The following is a 14,771-nucleotide window of genomic DNA, read 5'->3' on the forward strand; positions in this document are numbered from 1 at the left end:
ACGCGTCTGTTCAGGAAGAACCGCTCGCCAGCCACATGGTCTGCACCGTCGCGGCGAGGTTGTTGAGGCCGTGCAGCACCATGGTCAGATAAAGGGAATGGGTGCGGTAGCGCAGATAGCCGAACCACACCCCCAGCGAAAACACGTTCAGCAGGGCGAACCAGTCGTACTGCAGATGCAGCACGGTCCAGATCGCCGACGACAGCAGGATGGCCCCCGGCACCCGCAGGAAGGAATCCGACCAGCCGCGATAGAGAAAGCCGCGCGCCATCAGCTCTTCCGATACCGGCGCCGCGACGCAGAAGGCGATGATCATCAGCCAGACCACGCCGTCGCCTCTGGCGGTCTTCAGGATGTCCACCATGAAGTTCGACGACGTGTCTCCGCGTCCGGTCAGGTGAGCAGCCAGCTCCCAGCATCCCAGGATCACGACCATCCCGGCCACGCCAAAACCAAAATTCTTCCAGCTGGTCCAGCGCAGGCCCAGATAGTCGGCGAATGACATGCGGGTGTGGCGGACGGCAAAATAGATCGGCAGCAAAATTGCCGGGACGCCCATGATGGCCGACAGCGACACCGTGAGCGACCGGCTCGCGACCTGGATCGCGGCCGTCTGAAGCTCGACCGGGCTACTGAACGCGCCATCATGGCGCAGCAGCAGATAGACGATCGGTGTCAGCTGACCGATGAAGAAGAGGACGATGATGAGGACGCCCCACAACGTCGTCCGCCAGAAGCCGAGCGTGCGTGGCTGATGCTGCGCCGGAGCGACCTGCTGCGGCGGGTTGCCCGGATCGAGAGAATCCATGACGGCGGCGTCGGGAGAATCGGTCAAGGCAGGGCGCGCTCCAGCAAGGCACGGGTATCGGCGGGATCGAGATCGACGGCGCCATACATGCTCGGATGGGGGGTGGCGAGTCTGGTCGTAGCGAACAGCTCGGCGTGATCGCGCCTCACGAGGATGAGCGCGGCGGTGGCTGCGAGCAGTGCCAGCCGCTCGACCGCGAGGCGCGCGATGCGCTCGCTGTCCGGCCGGCGGAAGCAGGTCTCGATGAAGGCGATCGTCTCACTGACCCCGGGAAACCCGCTCGTTTCCGCCTTCAGATGCATCAGCACATGGGCGGCCGCCTCCGGCTCGCGCGATAGCGCGCGCAGCACGTCGAGGCACATGACGTTGCCCGAGCCCTCCCAGATCGCGTTGACCGGCGACTCGCGGAAATGGCGCGCGAGGATGCCGTCCTCGACATAGCCGTTGCCGCCGAGGCACTCCATCGCCTCATAGAGGAACGGCGGCGCGCTCTTGCACACCCAGTATTTGATCGCTGGCGTCAACAGCCGCATGTAGGCAGCTTCACTCGCGTCGGCCGGCGTGCGGTCGAACGCGCGGCACAGCCGCATCACCAGCGCCACCGTCGCCTCGACATGGAGCGCCATGTCGGCGAGCACCGCCTGCATCAGCGGCTGATCGGCCAGATGCTTCTGGAACACGCTGCGATGGCGCGCGTGGTGCAGCGCATGCGCAAGTCCCGAGCGCATCAGGCCGGCGGACGAGATCGCGCAATCCAGCCGCGTCAGCTGCACCATCTGGATGATGGTGCTGATGCCCCTGCCCTCCTCGCCGATCCGCTCGGCAAAGGCACCGGTGAACTCCACTTCGGAGGACGCATTGGATCGATTGCCGAGCTTGTCCTTCAGCCGCTGGAAGCGGAGCGCATTGATCGAACCGTCCGGCGCAAAGCGCGGCATGAAGAAACAGGTCAGGCCGCCTTCGGCCTGCGCCAGCACCAGGAAGGCGTCGCACATCGGCGCCGACATGAACCATTTGTGCCCGGTGATGCGGTAGCCATCGGCCGTGCGCTCGGCACGCGTCAGGTTGGCGCGCACATCGGTGCCGCCCTGCTTCTCGGTCATGCCCATGCCGAGCGTCATGCCGCGCTTCTGCCACCACGGCGCAAAGGCCGGGTCGTAGTCGCGGGTGCCGATGACGGGCATGACGCGCGCGAGCAGCTCTGGCTGCGCGGCGAGCGCCGCCACCGAGGCCCGCGTCATCGTGATCGGGCACAAATGGCCGCTCTCGACCTGCGAGGCCATGTAGAACTTCGCGGCGCGCACCACTTCCGAGCGGCCGCCGGCGGGCTTGCCGACTGTCGTCCATGTCGAATTGTGCAGCCCGGCCTCAACCGAGCGCGTCATCATCCGATGATAGGCCGGATGAAACTCGACGACATCGCGGCGAAAGCCCTTGGCGTCGAAGCTGCGCAGCTTCGGTGTATTCTCGTTGGCGAGCCGCCCCTGCTCCGTTATCTCGGCGGAGCCCCACTGCGCGCCGAACGCGACCAGGTCCTGCTCCGCTGACGCTCCCGTCCATTCGGCCGACAAGCCACCATTCGCCCCGACAGCCTCGATCAGCGGCGGGTCCGCCGTGAACAGGTTGAAATTCTCGAACGATGGCGACTGGTTGAAGACCTCGTGGGTCTCGAACGAAGGCTGGGACATGGCCGTACCCTGTAACTCGATCATCGGCGCGGCCGAATGGGAAACACATAGGTGGTCGCGCCGGCGCCCGGCAGCGAAAAGTGCCACCACTCCCTGGCATAGTTCACAAACCCTTGCCGCGCCATCACCGCGGCCAGTTCGTTGCGCCAGCGGCGCTGCTGCGGTGTCAGGTTCTGCGCGGCGGTATGAGCCTTCACGTCGGAACAATCGTAGCCGGTTCCCATGTCGACGCTGCCCTCGGGCGCGCGCAGCGCTGCGGGCGCGGTGCAGTCCGCATAGTCCTTGGCCGGATCGAACGCCGCGGAATTGTCGGCCGCGAGATCGACCAGCGTGAGATCGAGCGCCGCCCCGGTCGAATGGCTCGAACGCCCGGCGATGTAGCCGAGACGGAACAGGTCCTGCTTCGCGACACGCGGCGTGTAGCGGCGGCCGGCCGTGGTCTCGACGCCGTCCTGCGACCACGCCAGCATTTCTGCGACCGCACGTACCGGCCGGTAGCAGTCGAGCATCTTCAGCGACAGGCCGCGCGGCCGCAGCTCGGCCTGAGCCGCCTGCAGCCGCCGCGCCACGTCACGCGTCACGACGCATTCGGCCGCCTCATAGCCTGGCAACGGGCGGCCGACGAAATTGTTGCTGCCAGCATAACGGATGTCCTGGAGGATCGTCGGGTCGATGTCGCGGAGATAGACGAAATCGAACGGCAACGCGGCCGCACCGGCCGGCACGATCGCCGCCAGCAGGATCAGGGCATATCGGAGCGGACCTCGTCCGGCGGTGCCGCGCCCGCCTCCGGTTTGCAGCCCCCCGAGAGGCTCGGAAGACGGAACGGGGGATAACTCGGAACCCCGGCTTTCGGCCTTGCCCCCCATGGAAACCGCGCCTATAGCTCTGGCTTTAATGGCAACCTCTCCGAAATCGACGTTCGTCCTCGGGCACCGGCATTTGCTGGGAATCGAGGGCCTTTCCGCCCACGACATCACCGGCCTCCTCGATTTGTCCGAGGAGTATGTCGAGCTGAATCGTCAGGTCGACAAGAAGCGCACGGTGCTGCGCGGCCGCACCCAGGTCAACCTGTTCTTCGAGGCCTCGACGCGGACGCAATCCTCGTTCGAGCTTGCCGGCAAGCGGCTCGGCGCCGACGTCATGAACATGTCGGTGTCGTCCTCGTCCATCAAGAAGGGCGAGACCCTGATCGACACCGCGGTCACGCTCAACGCGATGCATCCGGACATTCTGGTGGTCCGCCACCACGCCTCCGGCGCGGTGGAGCTGCTCGCCCGCAAGGTCGACGGCTCCGTGATCAATGCCGGCGACGGCGCGCATGAGCATCCGACCCAGGCGCTGCTGGACGCACTGACCATCCGCCGCAACAAGGGCCGCCTCGAGGGGCTCGTGATCGCGATCTGCGGCGACGTGCTGCATTCGCGAGTCGCACGCTCCAACATCCTGCTTCTCAACACGATGGGCGCCCGCGTCCGCGTCGTTGCACCCTCCACCTTGCTGCCGCCGGGCATCGAGCGCATGGGCGTCGAGGTCGCGCGCGACATGCGCGAGGGGCTCAACGGCGCCGACATCGTGATGATGCTGCGGCTGCAGCGCGAGCGCATGAACGGCTCGTTCGTGCCGTCCTCGTCGGAATATTTCCAGTATTTCGGGCTCGACCAGAAGAAGCTGGCTTATGCCAAGCCCGACGCGCTGGTGATGCATCCGGGGCCGATGAACCGCGGCGTCGAGATCGAGTCCATCGTGGCCGACGGCGCGCAGTCGCTGATCCGGGAACAGGTCGAAATGGGTGTTGCCGTGCGCATGGCCGTGCTCGAGGCGCTGGCCCGCAACCTGCCCAACGCGTGAGAGAGAAGTCGGGACCAAACGCCATGCTGACCGACCGCCGCCCGATCCTGCTCGCCAATGCGCGCGTCATTGATCCCTCCCGCGACTTCGACGGTCCCGGTGACGTGCTGATCGCCGACGGCGTCATCCGCGACCTCAAGCGCGGCATCGGCGCCGCCGGCGTCCCCGAGGGCACTGACGTCGTCAACTGCGCCGGCAAGATCGTCGCGCCCGGACTGATCGACATCTGCGCCTTCGTCGGCGAGCCGGGTCTCGGCCATCGCGAAACCTTCGCCAGTGCCAGCCAGGCGGCCGCGACCGGCGGCATCACCACGATCATCTGCCAGCCCGGCACCGAGCCGGTGATCGACAATTCGGCGACCGTCGACTTCGTGCTGCGCCGCGCCCGCGACACCGCCATCGTCAACATCCAGCCGATGGCGGCCCTGACCAAGGGCCTGCGCGGCGAGGAGATGACGGAGATCGGGCTGTTGCGCGCCGCCGGAGCGGTCGCCTTCTCCAACGGCCACAGCAGCGTGATGAACGCGCAGGTGATGCGCCGCGCGCTGACCTATGCGCGCGATTTCGACGCGCTGATCGTGCATCACACCGAGGATCCCAACCTCGTCGGCGAAGGCGTCATGAACGAGGGCGAGTTCGCCTCGCGGCTCGGCCTCCACGGCATTCCTCCGGCCGCCGAGGCCGTTGTGCTCGAGCGCGACATGCGCCTCGCCGCACTCACCAAGGGCCGCTATCATGCGGCCGCGCTGAGCTCGGTCGACTCGCTCGACATTCTCAATCGCGCGCGAGACGCAGGGCTTGCGGTGAGCGCATCGGTCTCGATCAACCATGTCACCTTGAACGAGAACGACATCGGCCCCTACCGCACCTTCCTCAAGCTGACGCCGCCGCTGCGCACCGAGGTCGACCGCCGCGCGCTGGTCGAGGCGCTGGCCTCCGGCCTGATCGACGTCATCATGTCGGACCACACGCCGCAGGACGTCGAGGTCAAGCGGCTGCCATTCGCGGAGGCCGCCAGCGGCGCCGTCGGCCTGGAGACCATGCTGCCGGCGGCATTGCGCCTCGTGCACAATGGCGAGCTGAGCTGGACGGCGCTGATCCGCGCGATGTCGACGCGGCCCGCGGAGCTGCTCGGCCTGCCCGGCGGCACATTGCGCGCGGGCGCGCCGGCCGACATCATCGTGATCGATCCGGACGTGCCCTGGATCCTCGATCCGGCCGATCTGAAATCATTGTGCAAGAACACGCCGTTCGACGAGGCCCGCTTCACGGGCCGCGTGGTTCGCACCATCGTCGGCGGCCGCACCGTGTTCGAACATGTCTGACGCGCGCCACCGCGCCCAAGGAGTTGTGTGATGGGACCCGAAGCCTTCCTGCCCGTCGCCCTCATCATCGGCTATCTGTTCGGCTCGATCCCCTTCGGATTGATCCTGACCAAGCTCGCCGGCACCCAGGATCTGCGCAGCATCGGCTCGGGCAACATCGGCGCCACCAACGTGCTGCGCACCGGGCGCAAGGGACTGGCCGCGGCCACCCTGCTCGGCGATGCGCTCAAGGGCACCGCGGCCGTGATCCTCTGCGGTCATTTCGGCGGCCCGAATGCCGCGATGATCGCGGGCCTCGGCGCCTTCCTCGGCCATTTGTTCCCGGTGTGGCTGAAATTCCGCGGCGGCAAAGGCGTCGCGGTCTATATCGGTATTCTGATCGGCCTGTTCTGGCCGGGTGCGATCTTCTTCTGCTTGGTGTGGCTCGCGACCGCGTTCGCGTTCCGCTACTCATCACTCGCTGCACTCGTCGCGAGCGTGCTGACCCCGATCGTGTTGTGGGCTTTCGGTCACACTGCGATGGCTGCCCTGTTTGCGCTGCTCACCTTGTTGCTCATTTACATGCATCGCGAGAACATCAAGCGATTGCAGGCCGGCACCGAGAGCAAGATCGGCGCGAAGAAGTAGTTGCCCCGGACAATTACGGAAAACTCGTGTTGCACGCTGAACCCACAGAGGCAGCGCTGCAACACCGCTGCGTGAACAGCTAATAAGTTAACGTCGGACTCTGGTGTGAATCATGATTGCCTGTCATGATTCCGGCATCTGATTACGCAAGACCAATTCGAGCGGTTCATCGGCGACGCGCGATGATCGCACTGATGAGGAGTCGGCGCAGCCAATGTCCAATCCGGTCCGCTCGAGCGCCAGCGTCCTCCTCTCCGCGGCTCAAATCTGGTCGACGGATGATCCGTTCGGCGCCAGCGGCCGCGTTGCCCAACCGGCAGCGAGCGAGCCTGCGACACCCGTCCCCGCAGCTTCTGTCGACGGTCCGATGGCCGACGACGTCCGCATCGCGATGGCGCACTCGGCGAGCGCGCCGTCGGATGAGACCACGACGGTCGTCGACACCACCACCGAGCCGAAGCCCGCACCGGCCGAAGCGGTGGAGCGCTCGCTGGCAGAGACCATCGCCAGCGCCACCTTGCCGCCACCGCCGCGGACGTGGCCGCCGCGCAAGCTCTCGCTGGCGCTGCAGGGCGGCGGAACCTTCTCCGCCTTCACCTGGGGCGTGCTCGATCGCCTGCTGGAGGAGCCCGGCTGCGATTTCGACACGATCAGCGGCGCGAGCGCGGGCGCGGTCAACGCTGCCCTGCTGGCCAGCGGACTTGCCAGGAGCGGCCGCGACGAGGCGCGCAGCCGGCTCGCGCTGTTCTGGACCCGCCTCACCGAGGAGGTCTCGTTCCGCTCGCTGATGGTGATCGGCGGATACTCTCCGGCAAGCAGCGCCGTCTCGTTCGGCGCGGGACTGCGCGGCAGACGCGCCGACCCGCTCGATCTCGACCCGCTCCGCGACATCCTCGCGGAGACGATCGATTTCGAGGCCGTGCAAAGCGCAGCCGCACCGCGCCTGCTGGTGGCGGCGACGCGTGTCCGTGACGGCCTGCCGCAGATCTTCCGGAACGGCGACATCACGCCCGACGTTCTGCTCGCCTCCACCTGCCCGGCCCAGCTGCACGCCGCCGTCGAGATCGCCGATGAGACCTATTGGGATGGCGGCTACGTCGCCAACCCGCCGCTGATCCAGATCGCCCACGACTCCAGCGCGGCCGACCTGCTGGTGATCCAGGTCACCCCCGCGCGGGACGGCTACGTCCCGGTGACCTCGGCTGCGATCGACCGCCGCCTCGACCAGATCGCCGCCAACGCCGTTCTCAACGCCGAGCTCGCGGCGCTCGAATGGGCCCGCAGCGACGGCCTGCATCCGCCGCGCGTGCATCGGCTCGCAGCCGACGACGAGATCGAGGCGCTGGCTCAGCGCGATGCGACCGACCTCGGCAGCGACTTCATCGACATGCTGCATCAGCGCGGGCGCGCCGCCGCCGACCGCTGGCTGCGCGAGGCTCCCGTCGGCACCACACCGGCCGTTCAGGACGAGCAGCCGGTGTCTCCTTCGGCACCGGCAGCGCCGGCTCCCGAGACCCTCCGCGACGTCGCGCCGGCGTAGCGCCCCCTCTTCCCTGCGCTCTCGGGTTGCTCCATGCTGGCCTGCCATGGTGCGGGGGCTTCGCGTGGATGCAATCAACACGACGATCGAGCTGAGCGAGACCGAGCGGCGCGATCGGCTGCGCCTGATCCGCTCCGACAATGTCGGGCCGCGCACCTTCCGCTCGCTGCTCGACCATTTCGGCACCGCGCGGATCGCCCTGGACCGTCTGCCCGATCTGGCACGTCGCGGCGGAGCCGCGCGGGCCGGCCGCATCTGCACGATCGACGAAGCCGACGCCGAGCTCGATGCCTGCCGGCGATACGGCGTCCAGCTCCGGGCGCCGCAGGAGGACGGCTATCCGCCCCGCCTTGCCACCTGCGACGACGCACCTCCCCTGCTCGCCGTGCGCGGCGCCCGCACGACATTGATGCGCCCGATGATCGCCATCGTCGGCTCGCGCAACGCCTCCGCCGCGGGACTCAAATTCGCCGGCCAGCTCGCCCATGAGCTCGGCGAGGCCGGCTTCGTCATCATCTCCGGCCTGGCCCGCGGCATCGATCAGGCCGCCCATCGCGCGAGCCTGTCGAGCGGCACCGTCGCCGTGCTCGCCGGCGGCCACGACCGGATCTATCCGCCGGAGCATGTCGATCTGCTCGGCGCCATCATTGGCGGCAGCGGCGCCGCGATCTCCGAGATGCCGCTCGGCCACGAGCCGCGCGCCCGCGACTTCCCCCGCCGCAACCGGCTGATATCGGGCGCGTCACTCGGCGTCGTGGTCGTCGAGGCCGCGTATCGCTCGGGCTCGCTGATCACGGCGCGCATGGCCGGCGAGCAGGGCCGCGAGGTCTTTGCCGTCCCCGGCTCGCCGCTCGACCCGCGCTCGGCCGGCACCAACGATTTGATCAAGCAGGGCGCCACCCTGGTCACCGAAGCCGCCGACATCATCCAGGCCGTCGGCCCGATCATGGAGCGGCCGCAGCCCTTGCCGTTGCGCGAGCCGGACGAGGACCTGTTCGCGCCCGATCCAGAGAACCACGACCGTGCGCAGATCGTTGCTTTGCTCGGCCCGACGCCGGTGTCGATCGACGACCTGATCCGGATCAGCGGCCTGTCACCGGCCGTGCTGCGCATGGTGCTGCTGGAGCTCGAGCTGGCCGGCCGGCTGGAGCGCCACGGCGGCGGGATGGTGTCGCTGATTTAGCCCGCGTCTTTGCGCGCGTCGAACCGCGAGCGCGCCTGCTCGATCTGCTCCTGGTGCTGAGTGGCCCATTGCCCGAGCGCCTGCACCGGTTGCGACAGGCCGCGGCCGAGGTCGGTCAGCTCATAGTCGACCCGCGGCGGGATGGTCGGAAACACCGTCCGCGTCACCAGCCCGTCGCGCTCGAGGCCGCGCAGGGTCAAGGTCAGCATCCGCTGCGAGATGCCGCCAACGAGCCGCTTCAGCTCATTGAAGCGCTTCGGCCCGTCCTGCAGCATCATGATGACGAACACGCTCCATTTGTCGCCGACGCGCGCCAGGATCGCAGCCACACCCCGGCAATCATTGTGGTCCGGCTGCGCCGGAAGGTCAGGATCATCGCTGTTCGCAGGTGTCACGACTGTGCTCGGGTTTCAAGAATGTGCGTTCTTGTGGGGTTACATCACAGTCACTCATAGTGCGCCAGTTACAAACCAATACCAAGGTGACTGTCCCATGACCCGACTCCTCCACATCGACTCCAGCGTGCTCGGCCCCAACTCGGTCAGCCGTCAGGTGTCCGCCGCGATCGTCGCGCGGCTTTGCCAGATCATGCCGGGGCTGCAGGTGATTTACCGAGATGTCGCAGCCGAGCCGCTGTCGCATCTGTCCGGAACGCATGTCGCCGTCGCTTACGGAGCGCCCGTTGAGGATCCCGCGGTGGAAGCTGATGTCGCTGTTGGACAGGCCGTTCTGGAAGAGTTCCTGGCCGCCGATATCGTCGTGATCGGCGCTCCGATGTACAACTTCTCCATCCCGAGCCAGCTTAAGGCCTGGATCGACCGCATCGCTGTCAAGGGCAAGACCTTCAGCTATGGCCCGAACGGCCCGCAGGGTTTGGCCGGCGGCAAGCGCATTATCGTAGCGGTCTCACGCGGGGGCCATTACGGCGCGGACACGCCGATGGCGGCATTCGAACACCTGGAGACCTATTTGCGCAGCGTCTTCAGCTTCATCGGCGTCACAGATCTCGAATTCGTTGCGGCCGATGGTGTCCAGATCGGCCCGGAGCATCGCGAGCAGGCGCTAGCGAAGGCGATTCAGACGGCCGGCGCTCTCGCCTCTTGAGTCCCTCGGTGGCTGCCGCCGGCAGCCACCGCTCTCAAACCCTCGGACAGGTCCCAAACCGCCCACCGACCCGGCCGGTTAACCCCGATAGATCGGCGCGCCGGCGGGCGAGCTGGTGGCGCCGCCATCGACGAACAGCTCCTGTCCCTGGATGTGCGCAGCATCGTCCGACGCCAGGAACAGCACGGTGCCGGCGATATGGTCGGGCTCGCCGATGCGGCCGAGCGGCGTGGTGGCAGCAATCCTGGCCTCGAACATCTTCTCGGCGTCTGGTGTGGCGACCGCCGCGCCCCAGATCGGTGTCCGGATGGCGCCCGGAGCGACCACGTTGACTCGGATGCCGCGCGGCGACAGCTCGGAGGCCAGCACCCGCGCCATGGCGCGGACGCCGGCCTTGCTGGCGGCGTAGGCCGAGTAGCCGGGATTGCCCAGCACCGAGATCACCGAACCGTTGAGGATGATCGACGCGCCGTCCTTGAGATGAGGCAGCGCCGCCTGCACGGTGAAGAACACGCCGGTGAGGTTGGTGCGGATCACCTGCTCGAACACCTCCAGCCTGGATGCTCCAGCCGGCGTCGCGCCGGGAATGCCGGCATTCGCGAACAGAGTGTCGAGCTTGCCGAAGCGCTCCGCGGCGCGCGCGACCGCCGCCTCCGTTGCTGCAATGTCGGTCGCGTCGGCCACGAGCGCCAGCGCCTTCGGACCGAGCTCCCGCGCCACGCTCTCCAGCCGCCCCGCATCGCGCCCGGTGATCGCGACGTTGGCCCCCTCCGCGACGAACCTGCGGGCTGTCGCCAGCCCGATGCCGCTGCTGCCGCCGGTAATCAGTGCCGTCTTGTTTGCAAGCCTCACGCCCGCCTCCATATGGTTCCATTATTAAACTTCATGGACGAGATAGCGGATTAGTTTTATAATGCAACCACACAAGCGCGTGATCAACTCACGCCTTGACGGGTGCCGACAGGACGAAGGTTCGGGCGCCGGGAGGAAGAATAAGGACGGCATGATGGTCAAACGCACGAGCCTCGAGGGAAATCCCTGCCCGATCGCCCGGTCACTGGACGCGATCGGCGACTGGTGGTCTCTCCTCATCATCCGCGATGCATTTCTCGGTATCCGCCGGTTCAGTGCCTTCCAGCGTAGCCTCGGGCTGGCCAAGAACATTCTGACGGTGCGGCTGCGCGCGCTGGTCGATCGCGGCATCCTCGCCACCGAGCCGGCCGCCGATGGCAGCGCCTATCGCGACTACGTGCTGACTCCGAAAGGCCGCGGGCTGTTTCCGATCCTGGTCGCGCTGCGGCAGTGGAGCGAGGAATTCGACGAGCATCCGGACGAGATCGCCACCGTGCTGGTGGACCGGGCTCACCGGCGGCCGGTGCGCAAGCTGCTGCTATGCGCGGATGACGGCACACCGCTGGCGCCTGGCGAGACCACGCTGGCGCCGCGATGAGCGCGGGCCGGGGTCAGCAGAGCCGGTGCTTGCTCCGAAGCCTGAGATGCTCTTCGGCTTCCAGGTTCGCCATCCGCAGCAGGTAGTCGAGCATGTCGAGATTGTGGCGCTGTGCCAGCTGCGCGAGGCCGGCCGTCAGCTCGGCGATCAGCGCCGCCGCCGCGTCGGCATCCTCTACCGTCGCCTCGACGTCCGGGTCGCGTTTGTCCGCTGCCTTGGCCAACGACTCTATCCAACGTCGAGATTCTGACGAAAAACATCATAAAAAGCGCATGGTTCCTGCAGCGCTCTCTACAACCTGATAGGTACTTCGCCGATTCAACGCAATCGGCTTTCAACACCCCTCGATTTGACAGGAACCTCCTCACCACCCATGTTCGGATCAGCGGCCCGAGCGCGAATCCCGCGAAACCGGCTTCAATCCTTCCACTAAGTCATTGGAAATACATGAACATCGTCATCGTGGAGTCGCCTGCAAAGGCCAAGACGATCAATAAGTATCTGGGCTCCTCCTACGAGGTTCTGGCCTCGTTCGGCCATGTCCGCGACCTCCCCGCCAAGAATGGTTCCGTCGATCCGGACGAAAATTTTCGGATGATCTGGGAAGTCGATCCCAAAGCGGCAGGCCGGCTCAATGACATCGCCAAGTCCCTGAAGGGTGCAGACCGTCTGATTCTCGCCACCGACCCTGATCGCGAAGGTGAGGCGATCTCCTGGCACGTGCTGGAAGTCCTGAAGGAGAAACGCGCGCTCAAGGATCAGAAGATCGAGCGCGTCGTCTTCAACGCCATCACCAAGCAGGCCGTCTCGGAGGCGATGAAGAATCCGCGCCAGATCGACGGCGCGCTGGTCGACGCCTACATGGCGCGCCGCGCTCTCGATTACCTCGTCGGCTTCACGCTCTCTCCCGTGCTGTGGCGCAAGCTGCCGGGCGCGCGCTCGGCCGGCCGCGTGCAGTCCGTGGCGCTGCGCCTCGTCTGCGACCGCGAGCTCGAGATCGAGAAGTTCGTCCCGCGCGAATACTGGTCGCTGATCGCCACTCTGGCGACGCCGCGCGGCGACAGCTTCGAGGCGCGCCTGGTCGGCGCCGACGGCAAGAAGATCCAGCGGCTCGACATCGGCACCGGAGCGGAGGCCGAGGACTTCAAGAACGCGCTGAACGCCGCGAGTTTCACGGTCGCGACCGTCGACGCCAAGCCGGCGCGGCGCAATCCGCAGGCGCCCTTCACCACCTCCACCCTGCAGCAGGAAGCGAGCCGCAAGCTCGGCTTCGCGCCGGCGCACACCATGCGCATCGCACAGCGTCTCTATGAGGGCATCGACATCGGCGGCGAGACCACCGGTCTCATTACTTATATGCGAACCGACGGCGTGCAGATCGACGGCTCGGCGATCACCCAGGCCCGCAAGGTGATCGGCGAGATCTACGGCAACAAATATGTGCCGGACAGCCCGCGCCAGTACCAGACCAAGGCCAAGAACGCCCAGGAGGCGCACGAGGCGATCCGTCCGACCGACCTGTCGCGCAAGCCCGCCGACCTGCGCAAGCGGCTCGATGACGACCAGGCCAAGCTCTACGAGCTGATCTGGACCCGGACCATCGCGAGCCAAATGGAATCCGCCGAGCTGGAACGCACCACGGTCGACATCATCGCCAAGGCGGGCGCGCGCACGCTCGAGCTGCGCGCCACCGGCCAGGTCGTCAAGTTCGACGGCTTCCTCGCGCTCTATCAGGAAGGCCGCGACGACGAGGAGGACGAGGACAGCCGCCGCCTGCCGCAGATGAGCCCGAACGATCCGCTCAGGCGCCAGAACCTCGCGGTCACCCAGCATTTCACCGAGCCGCCGCCGCGCTTCTCGGAGGCGTCGCTGGTCAAGCGCATGGAGGAGCTCGGCATCGGCCGGCCCTCGACCTATGCCTCGATCCTCGATGTGCTGAAGGCCCGCGGCTACGTGAAGCTGGAGAAGAAGCGCCTGCACGGCGAGGACAAGGGCCGCGTCGTCATCGCGTTCCTGGAGAACTTCTTCCGCCGCTACGTCGAGTATGATTTCACGGCGGACCTCGAGGAGCAGCTCGACCGCATCTCCAACAACGAGATCGCCTGGCAGCAGGTGCTGAAGGACTTCTGGACCGGCTTCATCGGCGCCGTCGACGACATCAAGGACCTGCGCGTGGCGCAGGTGCTGGACGCGCTCGACGAGATGCTCGGGCCCCACATCTATCCGCCGCGCGAGGATGGCGGCGACGTCCGGCAGTGCCCGACCTGCGGCACCGGCCGGCTCAATCTGAAGGCCGGCAAGTTCGGCGCCTTCGTCGGCTGCTCGAACTACCCGGAATGCCGCTACACCCGTCCGCTCGCGGCCGACAGCGAGGCCGCGGCCGATCGCATGCTCGGTCAGGATCCGGACTCGGGCCTCGAGGTCGCCGTCAAGGCAGGCCGGTTCGGGCCGTACATCCAGCTCGGCGAGCAGAAGGACTATGCCGAAGGCGAGAAGCCGAAGCGCGCCGGCATTCCGAAGGGCACGCAGCCGTCCGACGTCGATCTCGACCTGGCGCTGAAACTGCTGTCGCTGCCGCGTGAGATCGGCAAGCATCCGGAGACGGGTCTTCCGATCACGGCGGGCCTCGGCCGCTTCGGGCCGTTCGTGAAGCACGACAAGACCTATGCGAGCCTGGAAGCCGGCGACGAGGTGTTCGACATCGGCCTCAATCGCGCCGTCACCCTGATCGCCGAGAAGGTCGCCAAGGGTCCGAGCAAGCGTTTCGGTGCCGATCCCGGCAAGGCGCTGGGCGATCATCCGTCGCTCGGCCCCGTTGCCGTGAAGGCCGGCCGCTACGGCGCCTATGTCACCGCTGGTGGAGTCAACGCCACCATTCCCGGCGACAAGGAAAAGGACACGATCACGCTTGCGGAGGCGATCGCCCTGATCGACGAGCGCGCCGCCAAGGGCGGCGGCAAGGCCAAGGCTCCGAAGAAGGCTGCAAAGCCCAAGGCGGCCGCCAAGCCGAAGGCCGGCGGCGACGACGACACGCCGAAGCCGGCGAAGAAGGCGGTTGCGAAGAAGGCCGCGGCCAAGCCGAAATCAGACTCCACCAGCAAGGCGCGTGCGCCGGTTGCCAAGGCCGCCAAGACATCGGCCAAGCCCGCGACCAAGGCCACGCCCAAGAAGAGCGCCGGCAAGGCCCGCGGATGA

14 protein-coding genes are annotated in these 14,771 nt (G+C 66.9%); 8 read left to right on the plus strand and 6 right to left on the minus strand.

Annotated elements, in window-relative coordinates:
* Positions 1-10 precede the first annotated feature (10 nt).
* The 3 genes from QX108_RS06155 to QX108_RS06165 are packed head-to-tail and all read right to left on the minus strand — an operon-like array spanning position 11 to position 3,242.
* Entirely contained in the window at positions 11-835 is an 825-nt protein-coding gene (locus tag QX108_RS06155; RefSeq protein ID WP_315780431.1) for a type II CAAX endopeptidase family protein, read from the minus strand.
* Positions 832-2,496, minus strand: coding sequence for an acyl-CoA dehydrogenase family protein (locus tag QX108_RS06160; RefSeq protein ID WP_315780429.1), 1,665 nt, complete (start codon positions 2,494-2,496; stop codon positions 832-834). The genes QX108_RS06155 and QX108_RS06160 overlap by 4 nt, the downstream gene beginning before the upstream one ends.
* Before the next feature lie 20 nt (positions 2,497-2,516).
* Positions 2,517-3,242 (minus strand): M15 family metallopeptidase, encoded by a 726-nt coding sequence (locus QX108_RS06165; RefSeq protein WP_315780578.1) that lies wholly within the window; start codon positions 3,240-3,242, stop codon positions 2,517-2,519.
* Between the two features lie 151 nt (positions 3,243-3,393).
* On the opposite strand from QX108_RS06165, the gene QX108_RS06170 reads away from it, so the two are divergent.
* The 5 genes from QX108_RS06170 (at position 3,394) to dprA (ending at position 9,022) form a co-directional block, all read left to right on the plus strand.
* On the plus strand, positions 3,394-4,347 hold the full coding sequence (locus QX108_RS06170) for an aspartate carbamoyltransferase catalytic subunit (RefSeq protein ID WP_315720561.1): 954 nt from the start codon (positions 3,394-3,396) through the stop codon (positions 4,345-4,347).
* 23 nt (positions 4,348-4,370) lie between these two features.
* Positions 4,371-5,672, plus strand: a complete 1,302-nt coding sequence (locus QX108_RS06175; protein WP_315780427.1) for a dihydroorotase — start codon at positions 4,371-4,373, stop codon at positions 5,670-5,672.
* 30 nt (positions 5,673-5,702) lie between these two features.
* Positions 5,703-6,299: a glycerol-3-phosphate 1-O-acyltransferase PlsY gene (gene plsY / locus QX108_RS06180; RefSeq protein ID WP_315720563.1), complete on the plus strand. Its 597-nt coding sequence runs from the start codon at positions 5,703-5,705 to the stop codon at positions 6,297-6,299.
* 214 nt (positions 6,300-6,513) lie between these two features.
* The gene (locus tag QX108_RS06185; protein ID WP_315720564.1) at positions 6,514-7,839 is read left to right on the plus strand and encodes a patatin-like phospholipase family protein; all 1,326 of its coding nucleotides are present in this window, start codon (positions 6,514-6,516) and stop codon (positions 7,837-7,839) included.
* 64 nt (positions 7,840-7,903) lie between these two features.
* Positions 7,904-9,022 carry a DNA-processing protein DprA gene (gene dprA / locus QX108_RS06190; protein WP_315780424.1) on the plus strand — a complete coding sequence of 373 codons (1,119 nt, stop codon included), beginning with the start codon at positions 7,904-7,906 and terminating at the stop codon, positions 9,020-9,022.
* Here the strand turns inward: dprA and QX108_RS06195 are convergent.
* Entirely contained in the window at positions 9,019-9,417 is a 399-nt protein-coding gene (locus QX108_RS06195) for a helix-turn-helix domain-containing protein (protein ID WP_315720566.1), read from the minus strand. The two genes, dprA and QX108_RS06195, sit on opposite strands and share 4 nt — an antisense overlap.
* 97 nt (positions 9,418-9,514) lie before the next feature.
* Between QX108_RS06195 and QX108_RS06200 the strand changes: the two genes are divergently transcribed.
* Positions 9,515-10,126: an FMN-dependent NADH-azoreductase gene (locus tag QX108_RS06200; RefSeq protein ID WP_315780422.1), complete on the plus strand. Its 612-nt coding sequence runs from the start codon at positions 9,515-9,517 to the stop codon at positions 10,124-10,126.
* Positions 10,127-10,204: 78 nt separating this feature from the next.
* Here the strand turns inward: QX108_RS06200 and QX108_RS06205 are convergent, their stop codons facing one another.
* Positions 10,205-10,978, minus strand: a complete 774-nt coding sequence (locus tag QX108_RS06205; RefSeq protein WP_315720568.1) for a glucose 1-dehydrogenase — start codon at positions 10,976-10,978, stop codon at positions 10,205-10,207.
* A gap of 154 nt (positions 10,979-11,132) precedes the next feature.
* Between QX108_RS06205 and QX108_RS06210 the strand changes: the two genes are divergently transcribed.
* Positions 11,133-11,576 carry a helix-turn-helix domain-containing protein gene (locus tag QX108_RS06210; RefSeq protein WP_315780420.1) on the plus strand — a complete coding sequence of 148 codons (444 nt, stop codon included), beginning with the start codon at positions 11,133-11,135 and terminating at the stop codon, positions 11,574-11,576.
* Positions 11,577-11,589: 13 nt separating this feature from the next.
* Here the strand turns inward: QX108_RS06210 and QX108_RS06215 are convergent, their stop codons facing one another.
* Positions 11,590-11,799 (minus strand): hypothetical protein, encoded by a 210-nt coding sequence (locus tag QX108_RS06215; protein WP_315720569.1) that lies wholly within the window; start codon positions 11,797-11,799, stop codon positions 11,590-11,592.
* Positions 11,800-12,023: 224 nt separating this feature from the next.
* Here QX108_RS06215 and topA point away from each other — a divergent pair, with 224 nt between their 5' ends.
* Positions 12,024-14,771, plus strand: a complete 2,748-nt coding sequence (topA, locus tag QX108_RS06220; protein ID WP_315780418.1) for a type I DNA topoisomerase — start codon at positions 12,024-12,026, stop codon at positions 14,769-14,771.

It is taken from the genome of Bradyrhizobium sp. SZCCHNR1002 (assembly GCF_032381435.1).
In the GTDB taxonomy this organism is placed as follows: Bacteria; Pseudomonadota; Alphaproteobacteria; order Rhizobiales; family Xanthobacteraceae; genus Bradyrhizobium; species Bradyrhizobium aeschynomenes.

What these genes read in the sequence shown, in the direction of transcription:
- QX108_RS06160 (WP_315780429.1), bottom strand. Translation starts at nt 2,496, where the DNA reads ATGTCCCAGCCTTCGTTCGAGACCCACGAGGTCTTCAACCAGTCGCCA.
- QX108_RS06170 (WP_315720561.1), top strand. Translation starts at nt 3,394, where the DNA reads ATGGCAACCTCTCCGAAATCGACGTTCGTCCTCGGGCACCGGCATTTG.
- QX108_RS06175 (WP_315780427.1), top strand. Translation starts at nt 4,371, where the DNA reads ATGCTGACCGACCGCCGCCCGATCCTGCTCGCCAATGCGCGCGTCATT.
- plsY (WP_315720563.1), top strand. Translation starts at nt 5,703, where the DNA reads ATGGGACCCGAAGCCTTCCTGCCCGTCGCCCTCATCATCGGCTATCTG.
- QX108_RS06185 (WP_315720564.1), top strand. Translation starts at nt 6,514, where the DNA reads ATGTCCAATCCGGTCCGCTCGAGCGCCAGCGTCCTCCTCTCCGCGGCT.
- QX108_RS06200 (WP_315780422.1), top strand. Translation starts at nt 9,515, where the DNA reads ATGACCCGACTCCTCCACATCGACTCCAGCGTGCTCGGCCCCAACTCG.
- QX108_RS06210 (WP_315780420.1), top strand. Translation starts at nt 11,133, where the DNA reads ATGGTCAAACGCACGAGCCTCGAGGGAAATCCCTGCCCGATCGCCCGG.
- topA (WP_315780418.1), top strand. Translation starts at nt 12,024, where the DNA reads ATGAACATCGTCATCGTGGAGTCGCCTGCAAAGGCCAAGACGATCAAT.